The sequence below is a fragment of the Paenibacillus phocaeensis genome (assembly GCF_900021165.1).
Lineage (GTDB): Bacteria > Bacillota > Bacilli > Paenibacillales > Paenibacillaceae > Fontibacillus > Fontibacillus phocaensis.
The window spans coordinates 36,221-61,753 of the sequence record NZ_FCOQ01000015.1 but is presented as its reverse complement, the minus strand read 5'-3'; the positions used below and the strand labels follow the sequence as shown (position 1 = coordinate 61,753).

Here is a 25,533-nt window from a genome sequence, read left to right as displayed (position 1 = left end):
CGGCGGCGGGTGCTTCGCGGAGCGCATGCGCCGCCCCTGGGCGGCCGAGCCGCGCGCGAGGGCCTGGGGCGGGCTGGCGGTGCTAGCTTGCCGGCAGAGCCTTAAGCGCAATGCAGCAGGAGGGTCCGTTGAGCTATTCCCCCGCCGCTGTATCTCCAACCGCCCGCTCTAACGCTGGTGAGACACGCTAAATCCGCTTTTTGAGCCATATCTGAACTCTAACGACGATGAGACACGCTATTTCTAACAAAAGCACCTATTTTCCGCCGTAAATTGGACAATAAGCTTTGTGACAAGCGTTAGACACAAAACATCGCGAAATTCGCCAACTTAAGAGCTGTGGCAAGCGTTAGAGCTGGCGATTGGTTGAATCACTCACATTCAGCTACTCAGCCCGATCGGTTCGACTACTCACTTTGAGTTACTTTGGGCTAGGTTACTTGAATTACTCACATTCAGCTACTCAGCCCGGTCGGTTCGACTACTCACATTAAGTTACTTTGAGCTAGATTGGTTGAATCACTCACATTCAGCTACTCAGCCCGGTCGGTTCGACTACTCACTTTGAGCTAATTTGAGCTAGATTGGTTGAATCACTCACATTCAGCTACTTAGCCTAATCGGTTCGACTACGCACATTAAGTTACTTTGAGCTAGATTGGTTGAATTACTCACATTCAGCTACTCAGCCCGTGGTTCGACTACTCACTTTGAGTTACTTTGGGCTAGGTTACTTGAATCACTCACATTCAGCTACTTAGCCCGGTCGGTTCGACTACTCACATTAAATTACTTTGAGCTAGGTTACTTGAATTACTCACATTCAGCTACTTAGCCCGGTTGGTTCGACTACTCATATTAAGTTACTTTGAGCTCGATTGGTTGAATCACTCACATCGTGCTACTTAGCCCAATCGGTTCGACTACTCACTTTGAGTTACTTTGGGCTAGGTTACTTGAATTACTCACATTCAGCTACTCAGCCCGATCGGTTCGACTACTCACATTAAGTTACTTTGAGCTAGATTAGTTGAATTACTCACATTCAGCTACTCAGCCCGGTCGGTTCGACTACTCACTTTGAGTTACTTTGGGCTAGGTTACTTGAATTACTCACATTCAGCTACTTAGCCCGGTCGGTTCGACTACTCACATTAAGTTACTTTGAGCTCGATTGGCTGAATCACTCACATCGTGCTACTCAGCCCGATCGGTTCGACTACGCACACTGAGCCACTTAACCTCGCTAATCCAACTTGGCTTGGTTGGCTGAACTTGATTGCCGGTTCGATTTAGCAGCTACTCAATCGGACGAAGAGAAGAATGGGTTCATGAAAGATTACTTACTCTAAAGGAGCGAACTGGAAGATGAAGCAAGCCGCTAGGAAGAAGCAGTATGAAGTAAGCCGCACATTGGCGAACGTCGCCATGGGCACGACGAAAGCCGATTTGGTCGTGAAAGGCGGTACCTTGGTCAACGTCTACACCGGGGAGCTCCAGCCGCAGACGGATGTCGCCATTGCCGAAGGGCGCATCGCCTTCGTGGGAGACGCGGCGCATACGATTGGCGATGATACCGTCGTCATCGACGCGACGGGCCGTCACATTGTCCCCGGCCTTCTGGACGGACATATGCACGTGGAGAGCACCATGCTGTCGGTAGCGGAGTTCGCCAAGGCGGCGATCGCAAAAGGCACGACCGCCATCTTCATGGACCCGCATGAAATCGCCAATGTGTTTGGCGCGGAAGGCGTACGCTGGATGCACGAGGAAGGCCAGAGCCTGCCGCTTAAGGTCTACACCACGTTTCCTTCCTGCGTCCCGGCCACCGATCATTTGGAGGATGCCGGGGCCACGCTGGACACCGGCGATATTGCCGAAGGAATGACTTGGGAAGGCGTTGAAGGGCTGGGCGAAGTCATGAACTTCCCCGGCGTCGTATACGGCGATCCGAAGATGCTTGGCGAGATCCAAGCAACGATGGAAGCTAGCAAGACGGTAACGGGACACTTCCCAAGCGATGACGAGCGCATGCTCCAAGCATACACAGCTTCGGGCGTCACCTCCTGTCACGAGACGGTGACCCGGGAGCAGGGGCTGGCGAAGCTGCGCATCGGCATGCACCTGATGATCCGCGAAGGCTCCGCTTGGCATGACGTCAAGGAAGTGATCAAGGTCGTCACCGAAGACCATGTCGATCCTTCGAACATCCTTCTGGTCACTGACGACGTGTATCCGCAGACGCTGATCGAGCACGGCCACATGAACCATGTCGTGCGCCGGGCCATCGAGGAGGGCGTCGACCCGGTCACCGCGATTCGGATGGGAACGATCAACACGGCGCGGTACTTCAAGGTCGACGGCGACTTGGGCGGCATCGCGCCGGGGAAATGCGCGGACTTGCTGCTGATCGGCGACCTGCGCCGGATGGAACCTTCGACCGTCATCACCGACGGCAAGGTCGCCTACGACGCCGGGCAGCTCCGCGTGCCGTTTCCGGCGTACCCCTATCCGGCGCAGGCGCGCGCCTCAGTGAAGTTGGCGCGTCCGCTGACCGCCGAAGACTTCCTCTATCGCAGCAGCGCCAGCGGCCAGGCGGAAACGACGATCCACGTCATCGACGTGATCGAGAATAGCGCCCGCACAGCGAAGGGGACGGCAACCGTGCCGGTTGACGGAGACGGAGTCGTGCGCCCGGCCGCCGGGCAGGACATCGCCACGCTGGCCTGCATCGACCGGCACCGCGGGTCTGGCGAGCGGTCTCTCGCCTTCGCGCGGGGCTTTGGTCTGAAGCAAGGGGCCGTGGCCTCCACCGTGGCCCATGACAGCCACAACCTGCTCGTCATGGGGACGAATCCCGAGGACATGGCTTTTGCCGCGAACGAGCTGGCGAAGCTGGGCGGCGGCATGATCGCCGTGCGGGACGGCCAGGTGCTGGCCGCTGTACCGATGGTCATCGCCGGGCTGATGTCCGATCAACCGTTAGAGACGGTCGTCGCGCAGGTAAACGGGCTGGAGGCCGCCTGGAAGCAGCTCGGCTGCCAACTGAACGCGCCGTTCATGACCTTCTCGCTGATCGCCCTGCCGGTCATCCCCGAGCTGCGCATTACCAATCGGGGCCTGGCCGACGTCAACGAGTTCAAGTTGATTCCAGTCGAAGTCGGTTAAACGGAGAGCATTAGCCCGCCACCCTCCCCACCGATCCCCACCAAAAAGAACCCGCCAGAGCATCCCCTCCGGCGGGTTCTTGGCATTTCACCCGAGCTTAACGCGCCCTAACTCTAAAGCTAAAGAAGGGGCGCTCCCGTTGATTCGCGGCACACCAGCCGCGTATCCAGCAGCACGCACTCCCCGCCAACCGCGGGCTCATCGATCAACTCGAGGACCTTGCGCGCACCCATCCGGCTGAGCTGCTCAATCGGGCGCTGCACCGTGGTGAGCGGCGGATTCGTGTAGTGCGAGAAGCCGATGTCGTCAAACCCGACGACCGAGACGTCCGCCGGAATTTGCAATCCCGCCTCCGCAGCCGCCTTCATCGCACCGATCGCCATGTCGTCGTTGCTGCAGAAAACCGCAGTCGGCCGTTCCGCCAGCGACAGCGCCATCAGCCTCCCCATCGCCAGATACCCGCTCTCCACGTCGTAGCGTCCCTCCACGACCCATTCCTTCCTGACCTCCAGGCCAGCGGACGTCATGGCTCCCAGGTACCCTTCCTTGCGCTCCTGCGTCGACTTGTAGCCGGGGATCCCTTCCACCAGACCGATACGCGTATGGCCCAAATCGATTAAGTACCGCGTCAACGCATAGGCCCCCTCCCGGTCGTTGGACACGAAATTGACGATGGCCGGGTCACCTACGTTCCGATTCAACACAACCAGCGGGATTTCCTGTTCCCGCACATGGCGGATAAACGCATCGTCGCGTTCGCTTTGACTCATCAGCAGAATGCCGTCAAACCGCCGGCGATGAATCGAGCTGAAATCCTCGAAATCATCGATTCCCCGCAGAAACAAGTTATACTGGACGCCAACCTCCTGCCCCACACCGCGAATGGCCTCGGCAAGAAAGCTGGAAGAAGTCCCCTGGACCATGCTCGTAAAAAACAACCCGATCGTATGCGATCGCTGCAGCACCAAACTTTTTGCGTTGTAATTCGGTACATACTGCAGTTGCTCGGCAATCTCCAGAATCTTGCGTTTGGTCTCCTCCTTGATGAGCGGACTGTGGTTCAGCGCCCGGGAAACCGTCATATGCGAGACATTCGCCAGCCGGGCGATGTCTTTGATCGTCGCAGACATGAAGCAGCGTCAACCCTTTCTATTGTTCCGGAAAAGCAAAATACCGCTTCGCATTCCCATAGCAAATGTCGGTAACAATCCGTCCGAGAAGCTCAAAGTCCTCCGGTGCTTCGCCGCGGTCGACCCAATCGCCGAGCACGTCGCACAGCAAGCGGCGGAAATATTCGTGCCGCGTATAGGACAGGAAGCTGCGGGAGTCCGTCAGCATCCCGACGAACTGCGACAACACGCCTAAGTTGGCCAGCGTACGCATCTGCTGGATCATTCCGTCCTTGTTGTCATTGAACCACCAGGCCGTGCCGAACTGGATCTTCCCCGGCACGCCGCCGCCCTGGAAGCTGCCCATAATGCTGGCGATGGCCCAGTAATCGTTCGGGTTCAGCGAGTACAGGATCGTCTTCGGCAGTCCGCCATCCCGCTCCAGGGCGTCCAGCAGCCCCGCCAGTGCTTCAGCCACCGGCCCGTCGTTGATCGCGTCGTAGCCCGTATCCGGGCCTAGCTGCTTGAGCATCGCCGTATTCGTATTCCGCAGCGCATGGATATGCAGTTGCATCGCCCACCCGCGAGCGGCGTACTCCTTGCCGAGGAACCGCATCGTATACGACTTGTACTTCCGCTCCTCCACCGGCGTGACAGCGCCTTTGCTGAGCGCCTTCGCGAAGATCGCCTCCACTTCCTTCAGCGTCGTCTCACGGTATTCCAGCGTATCCAGGGCATGGTCGGACACGCAGCCGCCGATCTCATGGAAGAAGTCGATCCGTTCGCGGAGCGCATCCAACAACGCCCCGTAGTTCGTAATCGGCTTGCCAACAGCCGCCTCCAGCTTCGCCAGCCAAGGCTTGAACGTCTCGCGATTGATCTCCAGGAACTTGTCAGGGCGGAAGCTCGGCAATACCGCCGTCTCAAAGCCCGCAAGCTCCTTGATCTTCAAATGATATTCGAGCGAATCCGCCGGATCGTCAGTAGTGCACACCACCGTTACCTTGGACTTCGTAATCAAATCGCGTGCGCCAAACCCTTCGCTTTGCAGCTTGGCATTGGCTTTCTCCCAGATCGCCGGAGCACTCTGCTCGTTCAACAGCTCCTGAATGCCGAAGAACCGCTGCAGCTCCAGATGCGTCCAGTGGTACAACGGATTGCCGAGCAGCTGCGGAACAACCTTGGCCCAGGCCAGGAACTTGTCGTAATCGTCCGCCCCTCCGGTAATGAGCTCCTCGTCAATGCCGCAAGCGCGCATCACACGCCACTTGTAGTGATCGCCGCCCAGCCAGGCCTCGGTCAGGTTGCGGAACTTCTTATTCTCGTAGATTTCCTGCGGGCTTAAGTGGCAGTGATAATCGAGGATCGGCAGATCCTTCGCGTATTGATGATACAACTTCTCCGCCGTATCGCTGTTCAGCAGAAAATTTTTCCCCAAAAACTTCTTCGCCATGTTCCCGTTCTCCCTTCAATTGATCCCTAAGATCTCCTATTGTTCACGTTAACATCACGTTGCTGATTCCTATTGTAACCGTTTCACCGCAAAACGCAAGGAGATTTATAGGCGCCGTGATATTGCCTTGCCAAGCTTCATGCGCGCAAGAGGCTCTGCTGAATCCGACTTCACCGGGGCTAAGCTGAGGCGAATGTTGAATTTCCTGCAACATTTTTGAACTGGACCGTCCCCGTTCGCGCTGATTGTTGTCTTTTATACAACATTTTTGGGTACATTGGAGCTGCTGCTGCAATTATGCTGCATTTTTTGCAACAATCTGACCTGAAACGCCTTGGATCCGCCCGAATTGATGCACAAAATGCAACTTTCCCCCCTCTTCCCCACTCTCCCCAAAAAAAAACCGCCCTCCCGGCAGCAATCTGCCGATGAGAACGGTAGAGGAATCAAACCCATTAGCGCGTTTTGAAATCAAACGGATTCGTTCCCGGCGGCAGCAGTTGAGCAAACGGGAAATGAAATTCCGGGAAGCCAAACACATAGGGCAGATATTCATACAGTTGGAAAAAGATCGTAACGCCATCCCCCTGCACATAAAATGACGGGTTCGGACCAATCGTTTTGAAGTTGCCGAAGTATCCGTCGGTTTCCTGCAGCTTCTGGGCGATGGCCGGATCGACGATGCTGCGATAATTCGGGTTGGCCCGAAGCACCTCGTCCAAGGTCAGCAGCTTGCCGTTATCCAGACGGAACGTCAAGCCTTCGCGAACCGTCACCCCATGTGCGCCGCCGGTATAGGAATACCAATCCTGGTACAGGCTCAGCACTCCGTCCTGGTTGTATGTCACCTTGTAGGTGCCGACATATTCGTAAGGGTTGCCGCTGGGCGTTGTCGGCTGCCCCGCCTTCGCTTCCTTCAACGCATGGGCCACAAACGTCTCCGCCTTCTCTTTCAGCAGCTTGTTGATCTTCTTCTGCACCGATTTATGCTTCAACCCGCTGATTTGCGGATAGTCGACTTTAATCGAGGCTTCCGGAATCTTCTTCTCGATCATATGGTTCGTGACCTTAACGCCTTGCTGCCCCTGCTGCGGGCCGGAATTCGCCGCATTTATCCCCCCGCTGAGCTCCACCGGCGATGACGGCGCAGCTTCGGCCGGAACGACGGCCACACTGGAGATCATCAGGCCGGCAGTCATCAGCGAAGTCATCATTTTTACCGCGTTACGCTTCATTTGTTATCGCCACCCTCTTTAAGTTCATACCTAAATTATGACCTCGGTGGCGACAATTCATGTACGCAAAAACGCCAGCACGCCTTCCCTAACGGGAAGCGCCTGGCGCTTTCGCAGGAGCAAACCGAAATTACTCGCGTCCGCTCTTCAATTCGGTCCAGAAACGGTCGTACAGCTGCAGCTTGTCGCCCACGTCGCCAAGCCACTCCGTCCGGGACAATTCGTCCTCCGACAGATTAATCATCTTGTCGTTCCGGTAATCTTCGCTGTGGAATTCCGCCGCTTTCGTATTCGGATCGCTGTAGCCGATCGATTCGTAGTTCTTCGCACTCACTTCCGGGTCGAGCATGAAGTTGATGAATTTCTCAGCCAGCTCTTTGTGCTTCGAATCCTTCGGAATCGCATAGTTATCCGACCAGATCGTGCCGCCTTCCTTCGGAACGACGTAAGCCACGTCCGGGTTGTCCTGCGCGATATAGGAAGCGTCGCCCGACCATACGGTGGCGATCCAGCCTTCCTCTTGAATCATCTTCTGCTTGATATTGTCGGTATCAAACGCCAGTACGCTGGGAAGCAGCGCCTTCAGGTCTTCCACTGCGGCCGTGATTTCCCCTTCGTCCGTGGAACTGTTGGAATGCCCGGCTTTTTTCAAGGCCATGCCGATCACTTCACGATTATCGTCCAGCAAGATGACCTTACCCTTGTATTCGGGATTCCACAGGTCTTCCCAGCTGTCGATCTCGTCCTTCACGTATTTCTTGTTGTAGGCGATCCCGGTCACCCCCGAGGTATAGACGATGGAGTACTTGTTCCCCGGATCGTAGGACGGGTTCTTGTAGGCCTCCGACACATTGGCGAAGTTCGGGATGTTGTTCATGTCCAGCGGAGCCAGCAGATCCTGCTTGATCATCGTCGCCACCATGTAATCGGACGGCTGAATCAGGTCGTAACCGCCGCCGCCCGCTTTAATTTTGGCCAACAGGTCTTCGTTGTTCGCAAACACGTCATAATTGATTTTCACGTCGAACTCTTTCTCGAACTGCTTCAAGACTTCCTCGTCAAAATTGTCAGCCCAGCTGTAAATGTTGAGCGTCTCTTTCGAAGATCCGCAGCCGGACAGCAATCCAATCAGCATCAAACTTGCCAGCACAAGGCCGGCCCATTTCATTTTCGTATTGTTCAATTCCCAATCTCCCTTCTCAGTCGTTATACGGAAAATAAGAATGTTCCTTTTCTAGGACGTTTCTAGAACGGCAGCACGGATTGTTTCTTCTGACCTTTACCGCGATTCAGCACAAATTGCGCCAGGAAGATCAAAGTGACCGTGACCAGGATCAAAATCGTACACAGCGCGTTAATTTCCGGGGAAATACCCCTTTTGACCTGTCCATAGATGTATATCGGAAGCGTGGTCGAATTCGGCCCGCTGACGAAGAAGCTGACCATGAAGTCATCCAGCGACAGCGTAAATGCGATCAAAGCCCCGGAAATAATGCCCGGAGCGATTTGCGGCAAAGTTACATGACGGAACGTCTGCCACGAGCTCGCCCCCAGATCCTGCGCCGCCTCCTCCAATTGTCCCCCCATCCCGGAAAGTCGGGTAGTGACGACAACGTAGACATAGGACAAGCTAAACGTAATATGGGCGATGATGATCGTCATTTTGCCAAGCGGCATATGCAGTTGATTAAACAGCACCAGCAGCGACAAGCCCATGATAATATCCGGAATGATAATCGGTAAATACAGCAAGCCGCCCATTCCCGCCTTGGAGCGTCGGCCCAGCTTCCGCATTGCCAGCGCCGCCAGCGTGCCGAGCACCGTCGAGATCACCGTCGAGACAATCGCTACCGTCAAGCTGTTCGCCAGCGCCTCCATGACATGGCGATTCTCAAACAGCGAGACATACCAATCGAACGTAAAGCCGCTCCAATCGGCCGCCAGTCTGGAACTGTTAAACGAGTAAGCAACGATAAACAGGATCGGCACATAGATAAAAATCATCATCACCAGCGAGTGAACACCCAGCAGCGGATGGCTTTTGGTTTTCATGAACGCACCTCCCGCACTTTTTGATACCGGGAGGTCATCGCCCGGTTAAACAGCGCGATCAGAATCAGCGATGTGATCACGAAGATCACGGACAGCGCCGAGCCAAACGGCCAGTTGCGGGCCCCGAGGAACTGGCTCTGTATGATGTTGCTGATCATCGCCGATTTCGCCCCGCCGAGGATGTCCGTCACGACAAACATCCCGGTTGTGGAGACATAGACCAGTACCGAGCCGGTCATGATCCCGGACTTGGTCTGCGGCAGGGTGATATGCCAGAACGCTCTCCAGCGCGTCGCTCCAAGATCGCTGGCGGCCTCCAGCAGCTTCTTGTCCATTTGCTCCAGCGCCACATAAATCGGCAGCACCATAAACGGAATAAACGTATAGACCATGCCAAGCAGGACTGCGCCTTTGGTATACAGCATCTGCAGCGGTTCAGAGATCAGCCCCATGCCGAGCAAGAGTTCGTTGACAATCCCTTGCGTGCGCAGCAGGAGCACCCAGGCATAGGTGCGGATGAGGAAGTTAATCCAGAACGGCACCGTAATGAGCACCAAGCCCCAGGTTTGCATTCTCGGGCCGGCGTTGGCGATATAGTAAGCCAGCGGGTAACTGAGCAGCAGGCACAACGCCGTCGTCACCACCGACAACAGGATCGTATCCCAATATATCCCCAAATATAACGGGTCAAAAAATAACGCGTAGGCATCCAGGTTAAAATCCAGCACAACGTTGCCGAGATCGTCGCGTCCCATAAAAGAGATCCCCACCACGATCATCATCGGCACGACCAGGAACAGGCATAACCACAGGAGCACCGGCAGCATGCTCAAGCCAGATTTCTTCATGATCCGATGACCACCTCGTCCTCCGGCTTCCAATCCACCCCAACCGTCTCTCCAATTTGCCATGTACGCTCATCGTTAACATCAAGCACGACGGATACCGTCATCGGTTCGTTGTCGAGCTGAACGATCAGCTTATGCACGCCGCCGAGATACAACACATCCAGCAGTTCGCCGCTTCGTTTAGGTTCAACGCCTTCGCTGCCCCGCACGGCCTTCAGCTTCTCCGGCCGCACAGCAAACAACTGCCCGTCCCGGGAGAAGATGTTGTTCTCACCCACGAAGGTGGCCGAAAACAACGTGGCCGGCTGTGCGTAAATTTCCCGCGGCGTGCCGATCTGCTCCACCTGGCCGCTGTTCATCACAACGATGCGGTCGGACATCATCATCGCTTCTTCCTGGTCATGCGTAACGTATACGAAGGTGATGCCGAGGCTGCGCTGCAGCTGCTTGAGCTCGCCCTGCAGGCTTTTGCGAAGCTGCAGATCCAGCGCGCCCAGCGGTTCGTCCAGCAGCAGCACCCGCGGCTTATTGGCGATGGCTCGCGCGATGGCGACCCGCTGCTGCTGCCCGCCGGACAGCTGATGCGGATACCGCTTGGTAAGCGCGGTCAGCTGCGTCATTTCAACCGCCTCTTGCACGCGCTCCTGCTGCTGCTTCGCCGGCATCTTTTTCATCTTAAGCCCGAAGGCGACATTCTCTTCCACCGTCATATGAGGAAACAAGGCATAGTGTTGGAAAACAAGGTTCAAATCCCGGCGATTCGGCGGCAGATTCGTCAGGTCCTTTCCGTCCAGCAGGATTTTCCCTGAGGTCGGTTGCTCGAACCCGGCGATCATGCGCAAAATCGTCGTCTTGCCGCAGCCGCTTGGGCCCAGCAAGGTGAGGAATTCCCCTTCCTTAATCGTGAGCGATAGCGGATGCAAGGCGACCTGTCCCGCAAAGTGCTTCTCCACCGCGGCCAGTTCTATCATCTTTGCATCAACTCCTTCAATGTAGGCTTGTCTTCCTAAGAAAAAAAAGCCATATCCATTGGTATGGCTTAACGGTCCTAGATCATTTTTTCGCATATTCACTATACCTTGTTTTGGCGCGGGTTACAATAGTTTTTGTTGGATCTTGGCGATCGGCACCCGCTGGATAAACGAGGAAGCTGAGCGGCCGATCTGTCCGGCATTTATGCGCTAACGCTTGCCACTCTGCTTATACGGGCGTTATCGCCGACTCGTAAACGCTACAATTGAAGTTCCCCGTTTCGGGCCAAATAGCGTCATCTTCAAGCGTTGCACTTTCCCACCGTTCCCTATAACTAACCTGGATATGTCTTTTGACTTATGTCAAAAAGATTTCAAATCCATGTTTATGATCATCTTGACAACTTGTAGCCACAAATTTATGGTTGTCTTGTAGCTACAGATTGGAGGTGACATATTGGTAGCTAAAAAGAAACCGGGGCCGAAAACGGACAACCCTATGGACACCATGCTTCGTGTTCGGGTAGATAAGATGACTTTGGAAAAACTCGATGACAGCGCCAAAGAGTTAAATACTTCCCGTTCAGAAGTCATCCGGAGGGGGATTCATCGGATCCACGACGACCTAAATAAATAAAAGGAAGCGGCGCCCTCTTAACCAAGACCACGCCACTTCCCACACGCAATCACCTAAAAGGCAGACTGCATAAATATCCTACCATGTGCGGTCCCCCCTTTCAAGGAATTGCAAACGTAAGAGACGAAAGGATGGAGCGTATGAAAAGTATCTTGGAAGAACTTTTTAGCGGCGGTATTTACCCGGACGAGCTCATCGTTTCAAAAAACCCGGAATATCGCCCATTAAATCGCAAAATATCCGAGACGATGAAAGTGTGGAGGGACAAGCTGCCCGAACACGACTTTCTAGAGCTCGAAGAATTGCTGGATTTACGCTCTCAAGCCGACTCCATGCACGCCGAAGCAGCCTTTATGTATGGATATAAACTTGCCTCCTGGATCCTGATTGAGGTCATGGCCGGAAAAACGGAGCTTGTTCGTTAGCAAGATTAAAGCAGATCGCACAACAAACTAAAGCACCTCGATTGGCAATAGACCTATCGAGGTGCTTTTTTAGACGCTCAATGAAACATGACCAAAAAAGGAACTTACTCTAGAAATTCGGCATCACTTCTTCTTAAGAGTCGGATAATATATAAATTTCTTCATCACTTTTAGGTTGAGCAAAAATATCTTCAACAGTAGACAAGGACTCAAGAATCCCCAGTTGATCTATGCTAACTAACAAGTCGAACGTGTTATATCCTACTTTCTCGAAGGTCATTTCGTTTCCAAAGGCCAATTTGATTTCTTCACTAAATTTTTCTTCAAATTCATCACCGTGGGGCAAATAGACTTGCACCGGAATTTTCGTCTTCACGTCATCCAACTTGGAAATTTCCTCTTGTAAATTCAATCGGATTTTTCCTTCTTTTTCAATCTTTAATTCCTGTGTATTCCCATTTAACCCTCTTGGTTGCATCTGCTCCAATTGAACTACATTAGACTTCACAGATTCTTTCAAAGCTTTCTTATTGATTATTGATGGCTCGATGTGCAGTTGAGATGTATCCCCGTAGGCAAATGACATGCTGGAAAAAATAACTGTAAATGTGAGTAAAAACACTACATTTTTATTCAGCATTTCAAATCACCTTTCCATGAAATAATGACTTGCCTAGAACCCAACTTCCGAGGGTCCTGCGCTCCCCCTATTTCAGCTCATACATCACGGTCAACGTCATTTGCAAGTCGATTTCGCCCGGTTCTACCGGCGTGCTCGCTGCGGAATCCGCCGCGGCCATTTCCATCATCTTATAGTTCTGCGTGAAAATCGGCGTGCCGGCGCTGGCCTGGCTGATGCTAAGCACGACGCCCACTTGACGGTTTGCCGCTTTGGCGATCGACGCCGCCTTCTTGTTCGCGTCATTCATCGCTTTTTGGATCACTTGATCCTGATACTGATCCGGATTCTCGGTGCTGAAACGGATATTGTCGATCCGGTTGGCGCCCGCTGCGGATGCCGCATCCAGCAGCTGTCCAACCTTCGTCAAATCGCGGTAAGTCACTTCCAGCGAATGCTGCGCGGAATACCCCTTGATTTGCTGGCCGTCCTTCTCGTTATACGTATAATTCGGTTGGACGTAGAGTTGGCCGGTTTGGATATCCTTGTCGGCAATCCCCCAGGTCTCCTTCAGCAGCTTGGTCAGGGCAGCTACCTTAGTCGCATTGGCGCTTTGCGCTTCCTTCGCCGTCTTGGCTTCCGTCACCACGCCGATCGACAGATACGCCACGTCCGGCTTCACGGACAACTCCCCGCTGCCCACCACGGTAATCACATTCTTCTGCATCTCGCCATCCGCGTAGACCGGGACCGGAGCATTCAAGGCACCGCTTACAAACGTCCCCCCGGCGATCAATGTCCCCGCAACCAACACCGACGCTACAGGTTTTAACCATGTTTTCATGTTCATGACCTCCATTAGTTTTTGATAGACTTTGGTAATTTATCTTCTAAACGCAAACCGCGGACAAATGTTGCAGCTCCAACGCAAAAAAAGGATGGTCCCGCGGAAAATCCACGGAAACATCCCCTTGTTCCGAAAGGCAAAACCAGCGTTTACTGGTTCTCCAACTCCTCTTTGCTGACCAAATTGATTAAAGCGTTTGCAGCCTGCTCAGCGTCCGCACCTTCCGCACTTATGTAAATTTCAGTACCGGTACTGATCGCGAGGCTCATGATCCCCATAATGCTCTTGGCATTGACTTTTTTATCGTCTTTCTCAACAAAAATCTCCGAAGAATATTTATTCGCTTCCTGAACGAAAAGCGCAGCCGGCCGGGCGTGCAGCCCCGTTTTTAAACGAACGGTAACCGGGTGTTTAACCATGAAAACTTACCCCCTATACGAATTCAATCCATTTCGTCACATTCGTAGACATTATAATTTCTATCATTATAGCATACGGAGTGCGTCAGACACTAGCAGCAAAACCTTTTTAGCTCCCGCGAATTTTTTCAGCGAGCTCGTCGATCTTGCGCAGCCGATGGTTCACCCCGGATTTGCTGACCGTTCCCTTGAGCAGCTCGCCCACTTCCTTCAGGTTCATATCGGGGTGGGCCAAGCGGATTTCAGCGACCTCCCGCAGCTTCTCCGGCAAGTTCTCCAGTCCCACTTCTTTCTGAAGCAGCTTGATATTATCGATCTGCCGGACGGCAGCGCCGATCGTTTTGTTCAAATTCGCCGTCTCGCAATTCACGATGCGATTTACGGAATTCCGCATGTCGCGCATAATCCGCACGTCCTCGAATTTGAATAACGCCTGGTGCGCGCCGATGATGCTGAGGAGCTCGATGATTTTTTCGCCTTCCTTAATGTAGAAAATAAACCCTTTCTTCCGCTCGATACAGCGCGCGTTCAAATGAAACTCATTCGCCAAATCGACCAGCGCCTTGCAGTGCTCCTCATACATCGAAGCGATCTCCAGATGGTAAGACGAACCCTCCGGGTTGTTGACCGAGCCGCCGGCCATAAACGCCCCGCGCAAATAAGCCCGTTTACAACAGTTTTTCCGGGTGAGCTCCGGATTAATCCCCGGGTTGAAAATAAACCCTTCGGAGACAATTTTCAGCTCCTTCAGAATCTCCTCGACCCGAGCCGGAATGCGGACGATGTAGACGTTGTTTTTCTTGAGGCGCATCTTTTTGCGGACCAGCAGCTCCGTGTGAATTTGGAAGTGCTTCTTCAGCAGGGAGTAGATCCGCCTTGCGATCGCGGCGTTTTCGGTGGAGATATCCAAAACGATCTTTTTGTTCGAAACCTGCACCGATCCGTTCATCCGGATCAAAGCGGATAATTCGGCCTGCTCGCAGCAGTCCGAGGCTTCGACCATGGTCAGCTCTTTTTTGGTTTGCGCCGCAAAGGACAAGGGACTCACCTCTTTCGTAAAATCCAGTTATCAACCAGTTGATAGATATGATGGCTTAATTTATCGGCATCATGCCGCAAATACCTGCGGAACAATACCAGCGTATCGGCGATGACCTTGTACCCTTGACCGGTCACATTATCCCAGTCCACCTGGACGGGCTTGGCGCCCTTTTCCGCATAAAAATCCTGGACCTGCGGCGGAATCTCGCCGTCATTGACGATCACGTAGTCAAACAGATGCTTGCCGACATGGTTATATACCGCCTGCAAGTGGTCGCTGACCGTATAGTCGTCCGTCTCGCCCGGTTGGGTCATGACGTTGCATATGAATATTTTGATCGCGGAGGTGTTTTCCAATACGGCCTCCGCCAATTTAGGCACAAGCAGGTTCGGAATGATGCTGGTGTACAAGCTGCCCGGTCCGATCAGAATCGCATCGGCCTCCCGAATCGCTTCCACGGCTTCCGGTAACGGTTCAACTTCCTCCGGTTCAAGGAATATCCGCTTGATCTTGCCCCGGACCTCCGGAATCTTGGATTCTCCGGTCACGATCGTGCCATCTTCCATCTCCGCATGGAGCACTACCGCCTGACCGGCAGCAGGCAGCACGCGGCCGCGTACGGCAAAGACCCGGCTCAGCTCGCGCACGGCCGTCACGAAGTCGCCGGAAATGTCTGTAATCGCGGCCAAGATCAAATTCCCTAAGCTGTGACCGGCCAGCCCCGAACCCGAGGCAAACCGGTAGTTGAGCATATCCGACAGCAGCGGTTCAACGTCGGCCAGTGCAGTTAGGACGTTTCGAATATCGCCGGGTGGCGGCATTTGCAATTCGTTGCGCAAAATCCCGGAGCTGCCCCCATCGTCGGCTACGGTTACGATAGCCGTGATATCGAGCGGTTTCTCTTTCAACCCGCGAAGCATGACGGACAATCCGGTGCCCCCGCCCATCACGACGATCCGCGGTACTCTGGTATCTTTAGCCCGATGTATCACTTGATTCACCTCTTAATGAGGGTTCAAAAAGAAATCGGATCTTCCTCTTCTTGAATAACCTCTATACTCGCAGGGGAGCTGCCTCAGCGGTCCCGGCCTTCGTCACGATGACTGACGCGAACCGTTTCCGTTTCACTGACGCCAAGCATCCGGCCCAGGTATTCGGCAATCGCAACCGAACGGTGTTTGCCGCCGGTGCAGCCAATCCCGATGATGACCTGGCTTTTCCCCTCTTTATGGTACTGCGGCAGCAGGAAATGCAGCATATCCAGCAGTTTGGTCAGGAACGTCTGGGTCTCCGGCCACTTCATAACATATTCATATACATCGCTGTCTTGTCCCGTGTGCGGACGAAGCTGCTCAATGTAATGCGGGTTCGGCAAGAACCGGACATCGAACACCAGATCGGCGTCGATCGGGATGCCGTATTTAAATCCGAATGAAGTGATATACACCGATAAATTGCTGCTCTCCAGATGCGAGAAGCGGGAAATGATCTTCTCCTTGAGCTGCGCCGGCTTCATGTTGCTGGTATCGATCACCTGGGTCGCCGACATCCGCAGTTCATCCAGCATCCTGCGTTCCAGCCGGATGCCGTCGAGCGGCATCCCGTCCGGGGCGAGCGGATGGCGGCGGCGGCTTTCCTTATAGCGCTGCACGAGAATCGAATCGGTGGCGTCGAGGAACAGAATTTCACATTTGATCGTGAAATGCTCCTTAATATAACCCAGCGATTCCGACAGCGCCGTGAAGAACTCCCGCCCGCGCAGGTCGATGACAAGGGCGACCTTGGCGATTTTCCCCTTGGACTGTTCAATCAATTCGGCGAATTTGGGGATCAGCACCGGAGGCAAATTATCCACGCAAAAAAATCCGAGATCCTCCAGACTTCGCACGGCCAGCGACTTACCTGCCCCCGACATGCCCGTGATAATGATCAGATTGGCGACCGAACCTGTTTCCTTCTCTGGCACGATTGATCCCTCCTCGCGAAATTCTCCTTGTCCTATGTTCTTTTTCTACACTATCCGATGCTCGCTCCCATCGGTCCGAGCGCTCCAGCCGGTCCAACCTCATCCGTAGTGGTCAGCCCCGGCCGATTCTAACGGACCGTAATGACCTTATTTGCTTATTTCCCGGTCATTTCCTGCTGTAACGGATCCCAGAGACCTTATTAGGCTCGCATGACAACCATTTAGCTGCATTTGCTCCAAATAAGGTCTCCTCAGTCCGTTAGAGATCTTAATGTGTCTGCAGCGGGCGAATAACGCCCCTGGTTTCCGTTAGTGTGTTTTCTCAGACTTCGTGATGGGAAGACGACTTTTTGAGCTTGAACTCCCTTGAAGCGTTAGGAGCGCAGGAAGAGGCCGGCGGCGCCAACCATCCCCGCATCATTGCCCAGCGTAGCCGGGATGATTTGCATGCCCCGTTGCACCGGTTCCGGCGTCAATTTAGAGAATACGCTGCGGACTTCATTAAATAGAATGTCGCCCGCCTTCGAGACGCCGCCGCCGACGATAAACAGCTGCGGATTGAGGACGACCGCCACGGCCGCCATCGATTTGCCCAGATAGAAGGCCGCACGGTTCACGATGCGGATCGCGGCCTCGTCACCGGCTTTCGCCGCGTCAAAGACGTCCTTGGCCATGATGTTCTCGACATGGGACAGCGATGTCCGATCTCCGCGTGCCACGGCGTCCTTAGCCATCCGGATAATGCCTGTTGCTGAAGAGACCGTCTCCAGGCAGCCCATTTGTCCGCAGCCGCAGCCGATGGCTTCCAAGTCCGGAACGACAGACATATGGCCAAGCTCGCCGGCCATCCCGGAGAACCCTTGATAGATTTTACCATTGATAATGATCCCGCCGCCAACGCCGGTACCCAGCGTGTAGCATACGCAGTTGTCGATGCCTTTGCCGGCTCCGCCCCAGGCTTCGCCCAACGCGGCAACATTGGCATCGTTGTCTATTTTGATCGGCTTGCCCAGTCGCTGTTCCAAGATCTCGCGAATCGGGAAATCCTTCAAACCTACATTCGGCGCCAAAATAATGATCCCTTCGCGGACATTCGTAAACCCGGCCACCCCGGCGCCTACCCCCGCTACCTGCTCCCAGGCGAACGGCGATTCTTCCACGACGCGCCGGACGTACTTCTCGATATTCGCGACAATCGTATCCGCGCCCTTATCGACTTCAGTCGGGCCTTCATACGTATGAAGAAGTTGACCCTCTTCATTGCAAATGCCGACTTTGACTGCCGTACCGCCCAAGTCAACGCCAATGTAGATTTTTTCAGACATATTCACAAGCCACCTTTTTCTTAAATAATAGATAATTTACGTGCCCATACGCGCAAAAAGGCCTTTCTCAACCCATCATCGCGCAGCCCGCGCCATGACTGAAAACGCCTTCGCAAGTAGTTTTCTCCTACGTACCCACTATAAGCGAACCCTTCGGTTCGGTCAAGAGACGGGAAGAAACGGCAACCCCAATAGATATAAGGGATTTTGCGTAAATGACGCAGATCACAGACAGGTCCGAACAGACCCGAATTTCCACCCATTCCCTCACAAAAAATCCATAAAAAAACCGGCATTCGCCATACGAACGCCGGGTGCTCGTTAACTCCTATTCGGACAAAATCCGTTTCTGACCTTGCAATTCGCGGATGGGCGCGATATTCTGCGTGAACTCCAGCGTCCCCAAATAGCGGCCCTCTTCGCTGCGCACGGCGAAATAGCGGATGTACACGAATTTGTCCTTGACCGGAATCCAGAAGTCCTCGGCCTCCTTCCGCCCCGCCTTGAAATCCTCCAGCAACTGGTTGACGACATGGACGCTTTGCGGCGGATGGCAGTTCTGCACGGTGCGGCCGATGACCGCCTTCGTTCGGGCGAAGATCCGCTCCTTGCCGTGGGAGAAATACCGGACGACATCGTGCTCATCGATAAACGTCAGATCCACCGGGAGGTGATTCATTACCGCTTCCAGTTGCTCCATCGACAGAATCCCCGTCTCAAATTTAACGAAACCTTGCGGAACTCCCGTCCCCTCTTGGGCAGCTCCCCCACCCTCGGACGCGGTTCCTTCCGCTTCCTCGCCCGACAGCTGCAGCGGCACGCGCTCCGGAATCCATTCGCGCTCCGGTGCGGTCAAGCAGAAGCCGATCTGATCGCTTTCCCTTGCAATGCTGACCCATTCGTCCTCCGTCAGTTTCTCGAGGGCCATCGGCAGCAGAATGTTCTCTTCCTTAAAAATCATCTCGTTCACTTCTTTAATGATCCGTTCGAGATCCATCAGGATCGTCTCCGGGTCCGAGCTTCCGTCCGTCAGCTTTCCCTTCGTTTCCTTGATCATCATCCGGATGCCGTCATCAATCCCCCACATGACCTTCGTCGGGCCGTAGATGCCGTACTTCTCCAGATACGGGAACAGCAGGTTCTCCTTGCGGCTGTAATGCTTGTCGAGGTCCAGAAGCAGGCTGAGATCTTCCAGCAGCTTGAATCTCAGCTCCTCGCCGGCTTCCTTCCGATATTTGTCGAGATGCAGCTGCAGTTTGAAATTCACCAGCCGTTCGATCTCCCGATTCTCTAACTTGAAGGTATGCACCGGGTGGCCTGGCTGCTCCTCCGGCTTGGACGAGCGGTGAATCTCCTCGATCGAGCCCTTGAAAATTGCCGTATGCACCGAGCACAACCGCTGCACCTCCTCAACCGGGATGCCTTCCTCCTCCATGAGCGCATGCTCCATCGCGGAGATTTCCGCGACCGTTACATCGCCTACCGCCGCTTCGAACCGCGCCTTGACCTCGTCCACGCTTTTCCCTTGATGCAGCTCCTTGATGATTTCCTTCAACAGTTGTTGACGGCGGCTTTGCTCCGGTGCGCCTAATTCCCGGTTATTGATCAGTTCGCTCATGTCCTGTTCCTCCTTAGATCTATCGAGTATCGAGTCAAGCCGATGAACCCGTTCCGCCGACTCTCGTTGATAACCATTCTCAAGAACAAGGTATCATAGGAAAAATCACGAACTTGTGATTGCAATCACAAATCTTGAGGGTGAATCGCGGTTCCTGCCGTTTCTTTTTTCTCTGTCTTTTGCCAAAATAGAAGGAGGAGGAATGCCATCATGCCTATTACGAATTTGCTATATATTGAAGACGATCTCGAAATCGGAGAGTGGGTCAGCTCCAACCTGCAGGAACGCGGGTACGCCGTCACGTGGTTGAAGAGCGGGGAACAGGCCGTAGAGAAAGGGGCCGAATGTCAGCTCGTTATCCTCGACGTGATGCTCCCGGGATTAGACGGCTTCACCATCGGGGGACGGTTAAAGCAGCAATATCCGGAGCTTCCGGTGCTGATGCTGTCAGCTCGAACCTCGATCGACGACAAGCTGCAGGGGTTGAGGTTCGCCGACGACTATCTGACGAAGCCGTTTCACCCGGACGAGCTGGCGGCCCGGATCGAGGTGCTGCTGCGCCGCAGCGGGAGTTCCGCCGACCCGGAACCGCTGCGCCTTAAACATTTGCTGGTGTATGAGAAAGAAAACCGGATCCTCGATCAAACCACCGGCGAAGAAATCGTGTTGACCGGCAAGCAGTTTCATATCTTTGCCTATTTGCTGCGTCATCTCGGGCAAATCCTGACCAAGGAGCAGATCTACGAAGCGGTTTGGAACGAGCCCTACCTGGACGGGGACAAGACCCTGATGGTCCATATCCGTCATCTGCGCGAGAAGCTGGAACGCGATCCGGCGAATCCCGAAGTCATCGAGACGATTCGCGGCATCGGTTATCGGGTGAGAGCATGAAATTTCGTCCGGTTCGTAAGTTCCGCAAATCCCTGCTGACGAGATACGTCCTGATCCTGGCGATAGCCTTCGTCTTTATTCCCGTCCTCATACCGGTTAGCTTCTTCGCGTCATGGGGCGTCAACTTGTTGATGAACTCGGAACAACTGGGGCAGCAAACTAAACGCCCCTATGGCACAGGGATCGACATCGAGACCGCTTGGCATCATGCTGCCGCCGGGCTGAAGGGGGCTGCCCCCGAAGCGGTCGACAATAAGCTCCGAGAGCTGAAGAAGCGGTACCCCGACGCTGCGCTGTATTGGGTCGACACGGCAGGCCAGACGCAACTGCAACTGCCCGAACAGGAAACGGTGCCTAAACAGTGGTCCCTGGAGGACACCATCGCCTTCATGAAGCAACGCGTGGACGCCGACCCTTTTACGGTCGTCGCTTTTATTGGCGGGGACGAACGGGCGAAGCAAGGCTTCATGGTGCTGGAGCTCCCGCGTAAATTTATGGTGATCCAACCCGAAGGCCGGTCAAGCGACAGCCGATTTTACGGCGTATTTCTGGCGATTTTGCTGGGGGCGTTTGTGCTGCTGTCCTACCTCTTCTTCAGTGATATCCGCAAGCGGCTGCTGCGTTTGGAAGCCGGTATGACCCGCCCTGGCCCTGACGGGCTGCCCTCCCCCATCCAAGAGGGGCGTCCGGACGAAATCGGCCGGTTGGAGCAAGCCTTTAACGATATGGCGTTCAAGCTGAAGGACAGCCGCCAACGGGAACACGAGGAAGAAGAGCTGCGCAAAAGCCTCATCAGCCACTTGTCCCATGACCTGCGCACGCCGCTGACCGTGCTGGGCAGCCATCTGTATTCGCTGCGCCAGGAGTCCCTGACGGAGCAGGGCCAGCATTCGCTGGCCTTGATGGAGACCAAAATCAGCGATTTATCCGGCCTGATGGACCATCTGTTATCGTACAACCTGCTCTCCAGCGGGCGGTATGCCATGACGATCGAGCGGCAGGATGTGCTGCGGCTAGTGCGGGAGAGTGCTGCCGCCTGGTACCCGGTCTGGGAGAAGGCCGGCATCACCGCCGATATTGAGTTGCCCGAAGAGCCGCTGTACTGGAGGCTGGACGCCCAGGGTTTCCGCCGCGTGTTGGATAATCTGTTTCAGAACCTGGTTCGCCATGCCGGTTCGGGTCGTTACGCGAGGATTGCAGTAGAGCCCCGGGGCGGTGCCCTAGCCCTCGTCATCAGCGACCACGGCCCGGGGATGCAGGCCGTTTCCGCCGCCGGAGGCGCGGGGCTCGGCCTGCAGATCGTCGATCTGCTGCTGCGGGAGATGGGGCTTGCCCGGGACACGGTATCCGCGGAGGAGGGGACGAGGATCTACATTTTCCCGACGGTCCAGTCGTAATCGCTGAAGTCTTCGGGGACTCGGGAGACTCCGGCGATCACCGCCGTGACTCCGTTAACGAGGGACTGTGCGCAGTTCCTTTTTTTTCTCCAAAATTAAACGAATTTTAAACTTGCCCTGCCCTTGTCTTTAACCTCCGGACGATATGATCATTTCCGAGGTGATAAATCGTGAGTGATATGATCATTCAAACGGAAGGGTTAACGAAAACATACCGCGGCCGCGCTGCGGTCGACCATTTGAACCTGGAGATCGCCAAAGGGGACATCTACGGGTTCCTCGGACCCAACGGCGCCGGGAAAACAACCACGATCCGCATGCTGCTTGGTTTGATCCAGCCGACTTCCGGCTCGATCCATATCTTCGGCCGCGAGCTGCGGCGTGACAAGCTGGCCATTCTGCGCCGCATCGGCTCGCTGGTTGAATCTCCATCCTACTACGGGCACTTGAGCGCCGTAGATAATCTGGAGGCGATCCGCCGCATTTTGCAAGTGCCGAAGTCGCGGATCGACGAAGTGCTGGACATCGTCTCCCTGACCTCCGAAGCTCGCCGCCCGGTGAAGGGCTTCTCCCTTGGGATGAAGCAGCGTCTCGGCATCGCCGCCTCCCTGCTCGGCCATCCCGAGCTGCTCATTCTGGACGAGCCGACCAACGGGCTCGACCCGTCCGGCATCCATGAGATTCGTGAGTTGATTAAGAGTATGCCGAAGCGCTACGGAATTACCGTTCTAGTGTCCAGCCATCTGCTCGGCGAGATGGAGCTCATGGCCGGCAAAGTGGGGATCATCCGTGAAGGCCGGATGGTGTTCCAGGATACGATCGACAATCTGCGGCTGAGATCGGCGCACGACATGGAGCTCGTCGTTTCGGAGCCGGATGAGGCGCTTTGGATCGCCCGCGACCTGGGCGCAACCGGCAAGCTGCAAAGCGGCGTCCTGTCGTTCCCGGGGATGGCCGATGCCCAGGTTGCCCATCTCGTCAAACGATTGGTGGAGAACGGGCACGCCATCTACCGCGTCGAGCAGAAGAAGAAATCGCTCGAGGATATCTTCATGCAGGTCATCGGGGAGGGGGCCGCGGTATGATGTTGCGTTCCCTATCCTCCGACTTCCTCAAGATCCGGCGCAAGGGAATCTGGTTTTTGGTTTTTCTTGCCCCGCTGGGACTGGTTGCCATGCAGGCGCTCAATTACGGGCTGCGCTTCGACTGGATGATGAAGCGGTATGCCGATGATCCGTGGGGCGGTCTGCTGCAGAACATCTCCCTGTTCGTGCCCATCGCACTTTACCTGGGGTGCACGCTGATCAGCTCGCTGGTGGCCAACGTCGAGCATCAGCTCAGCTCCTGGAAGCAGCTGCTGGCGCTGCCGATCTCCCGAACCGCGGTGTTCAAAGCCAAGTTTCTGCTGTGCTTCCTGCTGCTATGCGTATCCTGCGTGTTATTATCGATTGCCGCCGTGATCCTGGGGGTATCCCTCGGCTTCAAGACCGCTTCGCTCCCCTACCCGGACTTGGTGCGTTTGGGATTGTATCCGCTGTTCGCCGCGCTGCCGCTGCTGGCCCTACAACTCTGGCTTTCGCTCACCTATCGCAACCAGTCGCTGCCGGTATCCCTCGGTGTAACCGTCTCGATCATTTCGCCGTTTACGTTGAACCTGTCCGAGTGGTTTCCGCTGAACTGGCCGGTATTCGGGTTCGAAGGCCCGCACCACGAAGGGTTCGTCGCGGCCGGCCTCGCCGTCGGCACCGTGATCCTGCTCATCGGGCTGGTTCATTTCAACCGAAAGGACGTGGATTAAGATGAGAACCTTCCTGAATGTCTTGTCCGCCGAACGCCTGAAAATGGGAAAATCTCGGGTGTGGCTCGTCCTGCTGGCCAGCCCGGCTCTATCCGCCTTAATCGGCGTCCTGGTCGATCTTCCCAACCGGTTGGACCCGGGAGCTTGGCCGCTCTTGATCAACAGCATGGCCATGCTGCACGGGCTGCTGTTCCTGCCGATTCTGTCGGGCCTGTTCCCGTCCTTCCTCTGCCGTTACGAGCACACCGGCGGCGGTTGGAAGCAGCTGCTGGTGCTGCCCGTCTCGCGCAGCGCGGTGTACATGGCCAAATTCACCGTCGTTGTTGCTCTTTTGGCCGTCTCCCAACTGCTGTTCCTGGCAGCTCTGCTGATCGTGGCACTCATCCAGGGAATGGCGGGACCTATCCCTTGGGGCATGATCGCCACAAGCCTCGGCGGCGGCCTGATCGCCTGCTTGCCGCTGATCGCCTTACAACTCGGCGTATCGCTGGCATGGTCCAGCTTCGCCGCCCCGCTGGCGGTCAACGTCTCGTTGACGATTCCCAACCTGCTGATCATCAACTCGGCCAAGATCGGCCCCTTCTACCCTTGGGCTCAGCCGCTTCTGGCCATGATGCCGCGCGGGCAGGCGGACTATGGGGCTTTCAATTTGCCGCTCGAGAGCCTGCTCCTGACCATCCTGGGCAGCTTCCTGCTGTTCCTGACCGCCGGCATGCTGTATTTCCGCCGCAAGGCGGTATAACCCCACAACAAAAGGCCTGTAGATTCGCCGGGAGAGCTGCCGCTCATCCCGGTCCATCTACAGGCCTCTATTTATAGGGGAGGTATTATTATCGCAGAATGCTAAAACGCCGGATTATTCTTTGACGCCGCCTAGAGCGACACCGGCAATAATGTACCGGGACAACAGGAAGTACACAATGAATAATGGCAACGCGGTCAAGGCCAGCCCCATATAGATGGAACCATACTCGGTCTTGTAAATATCACCGCGCAGCAAGCTGACCATAATCGGCATCGTATATTTACTCTTATCCGTCAACAAAATGAGCGGCATAAACAGGTTGTTCCAGTTCGCTACAAAGGCAAAAATCGCTTGCGTTGCGATGGCCGGCATCATGAGCGGCAGGATAATTCGGTTAAACGTCTTGAATTCGCCGGATCCGTCGACGCGCGCAGCCTCAACAATCTCCAGAGACAACGTAGCAAGCAAATATTGACGCATGAAGAATACCACAGCCGGGGCTGCAATCGCTGGCAAAATCAGCGGAAGAAAGTTATTGGTCCAATGTAATTTATACATGAACTGATAAAAACCGATCGAGCTGGCTTGAGCCGGTATCAACATTACGCACATAATAAAGGTAAAAAACGGTTGCCGCCATTTCCAGTTATATGCGACAAGACCATAAGCCGTTAAGGACGAGAAGTACACCGTTAAGATGGTTGCCGAACCTGAAATGATAAATGAGTTCAAGAACCCTTGAACCGGGTCGAAGCTCTTATCCAGCAGCACACGCAAGTTGTTCATCATATGGGTTGAAGGAAGCAACGAAAGGCCGCTCTGGATTTCAGGCGTGGAACGGGTGGCGTTCACGAACATGATCCAGAAAGGAAGAATGCTGAGTAGGGCCAGCAAGATGCACACGATATAAATAATCGTCCGGTTCACTCTTAGAGCGACGACACTACCCTCTTTAATTTTCTCCACGG

General features: G+C 54.8%; 24 protein-coding genes. 8 read left to right on the top strand and 16 right to left on the bottom strand.

Annotation, left to right across the window (positions count from 1 at the left end; translation table 11 throughout):
* Positions 1 to 1,368 precede the first annotated feature (1,368 nt).
* Positions 1,369 to 3,168: an adenine deaminase gene (gene ade, locus BN3795_RS09640; RefSeq protein ID WP_068784480.1), complete on the top strand. Its 1,800-nt coding sequence runs from the start codon at positions 1,369 to 1,371 to the stop codon at positions 3,166 to 3,168.
* Positions 3,169 to 3,287: 119 nt separating this feature from the next.
* Here ade and BN3795_RS09635 read toward each other — a convergent pair whose 3' ends face one another.
* The 7 genes from BN3795_RS09635 to BN3795_RS09605 all read right to left on the bottom strand — a co-directional run bounded on the left by BN3795_RS09635 (position 3,288) and on the right by BN3795_RS09605 (position 10,836).
* A complete protein-coding gene (locus tag BN3795_RS09635) occupies positions 3,288 to 4,298 on the bottom strand; it encodes a LacI family DNA-binding transcriptional regulator (protein ID WP_068784479.1) in 1,011 nt (336 codons plus the stop codon).
* A 19-nt stretch (positions 4,299 to 4,317) separates the two neighbouring features.
* On the bottom strand, positions 4,318 to 5,730 hold the full coding sequence (gene uxaC / locus BN3795_RS09630) for a glucuronate isomerase (protein ID WP_068784478.1): 1,413 nt from the start codon (positions 5,728 to 5,730) through the stop codon (positions 4,318 to 4,320).
* 455 nt (positions 5,731 to 6,185) lie between these two features.
* Positions 6,186 to 6,965: a DUF3298 and DUF4163 domain-containing protein gene (locus BN3795_RS09625; RefSeq protein WP_068784477.1), complete on the bottom strand. Its 780-nt coding sequence runs from the start codon at positions 6,963 to 6,965 to the stop codon at positions 6,186 to 6,188.
* Positions 6,966 to 7,095: 130 nt separating this feature from the next.
* Entirely contained in the window at positions 7,096 to 8,133 is a 1,038-nt protein-coding gene (locus tag BN3795_RS09620) for an ABC transporter substrate-binding protein (RefSeq protein ID WP_068784489.1), read from the bottom strand.
* A 77-nt stretch (positions 8,134 to 8,210) separates the two neighbouring features.
* Positions 8,211 to 9,017, bottom strand: coding sequence for an ABC transporter permease (locus BN3795_RS09615; protein ID WP_068784476.1), 807 nt, complete (start codon positions 9,015 to 9,017; stop codon positions 8,211 to 8,213).
* A complete protein-coding gene (locus tag BN3795_RS09610; protein WP_068784475.1) occupies positions 9,014 to 9,865 on the bottom strand; it encodes an ABC transporter permease in 852 nt (283 codons plus the stop codon). Before BN3795_RS09610 ends, BN3795_RS09615 begins: the two co-directional genes overlap by 4 nt.
* Positions 9,862 to 10,836, bottom strand: a complete 975-nt coding sequence (locus BN3795_RS09605) for an ABC transporter ATP-binding protein (protein WP_068784474.1) — start codon at positions 10,834 to 10,836, stop codon at positions 9,862 to 9,864. The genes BN3795_RS09610 and BN3795_RS09605 overlap by 4 nt, the downstream gene beginning before the upstream one ends.
* A 457-nt stretch (positions 10,837 to 11,293) precedes the next feature.
* On the opposite strand from BN3795_RS09605, the gene BN3795_RS09600 reads away from it, so the two are divergent.
* Both BN3795_RS09600 and BN3795_RS09595 read left to right on the top strand, forming a co-directional pair.
* Entirely contained in the window at positions 11,294 to 11,473 is a 180-nt protein-coding gene (locus BN3795_RS09600) for a ribbon-helix-helix protein, CopG family (RefSeq protein WP_068784473.1), read from the top strand.
* Between the two features lie 131 nt (positions 11,474 to 11,604).
* A complete protein-coding gene (locus BN3795_RS09595; RefSeq protein WP_332835596.1) occupies positions 11,605 to 11,898 on the top strand; it encodes a DUF6809 family protein in 294 nt (97 codons plus the stop codon).
* Between the two features lie 133 nt (positions 11,899 to 12,031).
* Here the strand turns inward: BN3795_RS09595 and BN3795_RS09590 are convergent, their stop codons facing one another.
* From BN3795_RS09590 to BN3795_RS09555, 8 genes are all read right to left on the bottom strand, one after another.
* Positions 12,032 to 12,538 (bottom strand): hypothetical protein, encoded by a 507-nt coding sequence (locus tag BN3795_RS09590; RefSeq protein WP_068784472.1) that lies wholly within the window; start codon positions 12,536 to 12,538, stop codon positions 12,032 to 12,034.
* Between the two features lie 67 nt (positions 12,539 to 12,605).
* Positions 12,606 to 13,361 carry an SIMPL domain-containing protein gene (locus BN3795_RS09585; RefSeq protein ID WP_068784471.1) on the bottom strand — a complete coding sequence of 252 codons (756 nt, stop codon included), beginning with the start codon at positions 13,359 to 13,361 and terminating at the stop codon, positions 12,606 to 12,608.
* A gap of 152 nt (positions 13,362 to 13,513) precedes the next feature.
* A complete protein-coding gene (locus tag BN3795_RS09580; protein ID WP_009224994.1) occupies positions 13,514 to 13,783 on the bottom strand; it encodes an HPr family phosphocarrier protein in 270 nt (89 codons plus the stop codon).
* Between the two features lie 109 nt (positions 13,784 to 13,892).
* Positions 13,893 to 14,822: a DNA-binding protein WhiA gene (whiA, locus tag BN3795_RS09575; protein WP_068784470.1), complete on the bottom strand. Its 930-nt coding sequence runs from the start codon at positions 14,820 to 14,822 to the stop codon at positions 13,893 to 13,895.
* A gap of 5 nt (positions 14,823 to 14,827) precedes the next feature.
* Entirely contained in the window at positions 14,828 to 15,772 is a 945-nt protein-coding gene (locus BN3795_RS09570) for a gluconeogenesis factor YvcK family protein (RefSeq protein ID WP_059041879.1), read from the bottom strand.
* 128 nt (positions 15,773 to 15,900) lie between these two features.
* On the bottom strand, positions 15,901 to 16,791 hold the full coding sequence (gene rapZ / locus BN3795_RS09565; protein ID WP_068784469.1) for an RNase adapter RapZ: 891 nt from the start codon (positions 16,789 to 16,791) through the stop codon (positions 15,901 to 15,903).
* Between the two features lie 374 nt (positions 16,792 to 17,165).
* Entirely contained in the window at positions 17,166 to 18,116 is a 951-nt protein-coding gene (locus tag BN3795_RS09560; protein WP_068784468.1) for an ROK family glucokinase, read from the bottom strand.
* A 328-nt stretch (positions 18,117 to 18,444) separates the two neighbouring features.
* Complete coding sequence (locus BN3795_RS09555; RefSeq protein ID WP_068784467.1) at positions 18,445 to 19,734, bottom strand: DUF438 domain-containing protein; 1,290 nt, start codon at positions 19,732 to 19,734, stop codon at positions 18,445 to 18,447.
* A 210-nt stretch (positions 19,735 to 19,944) separates the two neighbouring features.
* Here BN3795_RS09555 and BN3795_RS09550 point away from each other — a divergent pair, with 210 nt between their 5' ends.
* From BN3795_RS09550 to BN3795_RS09530, 5 genes are all read left to right on the top strand, one after another.
* On the top strand, positions 19,945 to 20,625 hold the full coding sequence (locus BN3795_RS09550; protein WP_068784466.1) for a response regulator transcription factor: 681 nt from the start codon (positions 19,945 to 19,947) through the stop codon (positions 20,623 to 20,625).
* Positions 20,622 to 22,022, top strand: coding sequence for a sensor histidine kinase (locus tag BN3795_RS09545; RefSeq protein WP_068784465.1), 1,401 nt, complete (start codon positions 20,622 to 20,624; stop codon positions 22,020 to 22,022). Before BN3795_RS09550 ends, BN3795_RS09545 begins: the two co-directional genes overlap by 4 nt.
* A 179-nt stretch (positions 22,023 to 22,201) precedes the next feature.
* Positions 22,202 to 23,107 carry an ABC transporter ATP-binding protein gene (locus BN3795_RS09540; protein ID WP_408635021.1) on the top strand — a complete coding sequence of 302 codons (906 nt, stop codon included), beginning with the start codon at positions 22,202 to 22,204 and terminating at the stop codon, positions 23,105 to 23,107.
* Positions 23,104 to 23,820 carry an ABC transporter permease gene (locus tag BN3795_RS09535; protein ID WP_068784463.1) on the top strand — a complete coding sequence of 239 codons (717 nt, stop codon included), beginning with the start codon at positions 23,104 to 23,106 and terminating at the stop codon, positions 23,818 to 23,820. Before BN3795_RS09540 ends, BN3795_RS09535 begins: the two co-directional genes overlap by 4 nt.
* Before the next feature lies 1 nt (position 23,821).
* Positions 23,822 to 24,562, top strand: a complete 741-nt coding sequence (locus BN3795_RS09530; RefSeq protein WP_068784462.1) for an ABC transporter permease — start codon at positions 23,822 to 23,824, stop codon at positions 24,560 to 24,562.
* A 114-nt stretch (positions 24,563 to 24,676) separates the two neighbouring features.
* Here the strand turns inward: BN3795_RS09530 and BN3795_RS09525 are convergent, their stop codons facing one another.
* Entirely contained in the window at positions 24,677 to 25,531 is an 855-nt protein-coding gene (locus tag BN3795_RS09525) for a carbohydrate ABC transporter permease (RefSeq protein WP_068784461.1), read from the bottom strand.
* Positions 25,532 to 25,533: the final 2 nt, after the last annotated feature.

Bases quoted from the DNA above. Each gene is read 5' to 3' on its own strand.
- ade (WP_068784480.1), top strand. From the start codon at position 1,369: ATGAAGCAAGCCGCTAGGAAGAAGCAGTATGAAGTAAGCCGCACATTG.
- BN3795_RS09635 (WP_068784479.1), bottom strand. From the start codon at position 4,298: ATGTCTGCGACGATCAAAGACATCGCCCGGCTGGCGAATGTCTCGCAT.
- uxaC (WP_068784478.1), bottom strand. From the start codon at position 5,730: ATGGCGAAGAAGTTTTTGGGGAAAAATTTTCTGCTGAACAGCGATACG.
- BN3795_RS09625 (WP_068784477.1), bottom strand. From the start codon at position 6,965: ATGAAGCGTAACGCGGTAAAAATGATGACTTCGCTGATGACTGCCGGC.
- BN3795_RS09620 (WP_068784489.1), bottom strand. From the start codon at position 8,133: ATGAAATGGGCCGGCCTTGTGCTGGCAAGTTTGATGCTGATTGGATTG.
- BN3795_RS09615 (WP_068784476.1), bottom strand. From the start codon at position 9,017: ATGAAAACCAAAAGCCATCCGCTGCTGGGTGTTCACTCGCTGGTGATG.
- BN3795_RS09610 (WP_068784475.1), bottom strand. From the start codon at position 9,865: ATGAAGAAATCTGGCTTGAGCATGCTGCCGGTGCTCCTGTGGTTATGC.
- BN3795_RS09605 (WP_068784474.1), bottom strand. From the start codon at position 10,836: ATGATAGAACTGGCCGCGGTGGAGAAGCACTTTGCGGGACAGGTCGCC.
- BN3795_RS09595 (WP_332835596.1), top strand. From the start codon at position 11,605: ATGGAGCGTATGAAAAGTATCTTGGAAGAACTTTTTAGCGGCGGTATT.
- BN3795_RS09590 (WP_068784472.1), bottom strand. From the start codon at position 12,538: ATGCTGAATAAAAATGTAGTGTTTTTACTCACATTTACAGTTATTTTT.
- BN3795_RS09585 (WP_068784471.1), bottom strand. From the start codon at position 13,361: ATGAAAACATGGTTAAAACCTGTAGCGTCGGTGTTGGTTGCGGGGACA.
- BN3795_RS09580 (WP_009224994.1), bottom strand. From the start codon at position 13,783: ATGGTTAAACACCCGGTTACCGTTCGTTTAAAAACGGGGCTGCACGCC.
- BN3795_RS09570 (WP_059041879.1), bottom strand. From the start codon at position 15,772: ATGGGCGGGGGCACCGGATTGTCCGTCATGCTTCGCGGGTTGAAAGAG.
- BN3795_RS09560 (WP_068784468.1), bottom strand. From the start codon at position 18,116: ATGTCTGAAAAAATCTACATTGGCGTTGACTTGGGCGGTACGGCAGTC.
- BN3795_RS09555 (WP_068784467.1), bottom strand. From the start codon at position 19,734: ATGAGCGAACTGATCAATAACCGGGAATTAGGCGCACCGGAGCAAAGC.
- BN3795_RS09550 (WP_068784466.1), top strand. From the start codon at position 19,945: ATGCCTATTACGAATTTGCTATATATTGAAGACGATCTCGAAATCGGA.
- BN3795_RS09545 (WP_068784465.1), top strand. From the start codon at position 20,622: ATGAAATTTCGTCCGGTTCGTAAGTTCCGCAAATCCCTGCTGACGAGA.
- BN3795_RS09540 (WP_408635021.1), top strand. From the start codon at position 22,202: ATGATCATTCAAACGGAAGGGTTAACGAAAACATACCGCGGCCGCGCT.
- BN3795_RS09535 (WP_068784463.1), top strand. From the start codon at position 23,104: ATGATGTTGCGTTCCCTATCCTCCGACTTCCTCAAGATCCGGCGCAAG.
- BN3795_RS09530 (WP_068784462.1), top strand. From the start codon at position 23,822: ATGAGAACCTTCCTGAATGTCTTGTCCGCCGAACGCCTGAAAATGGGA.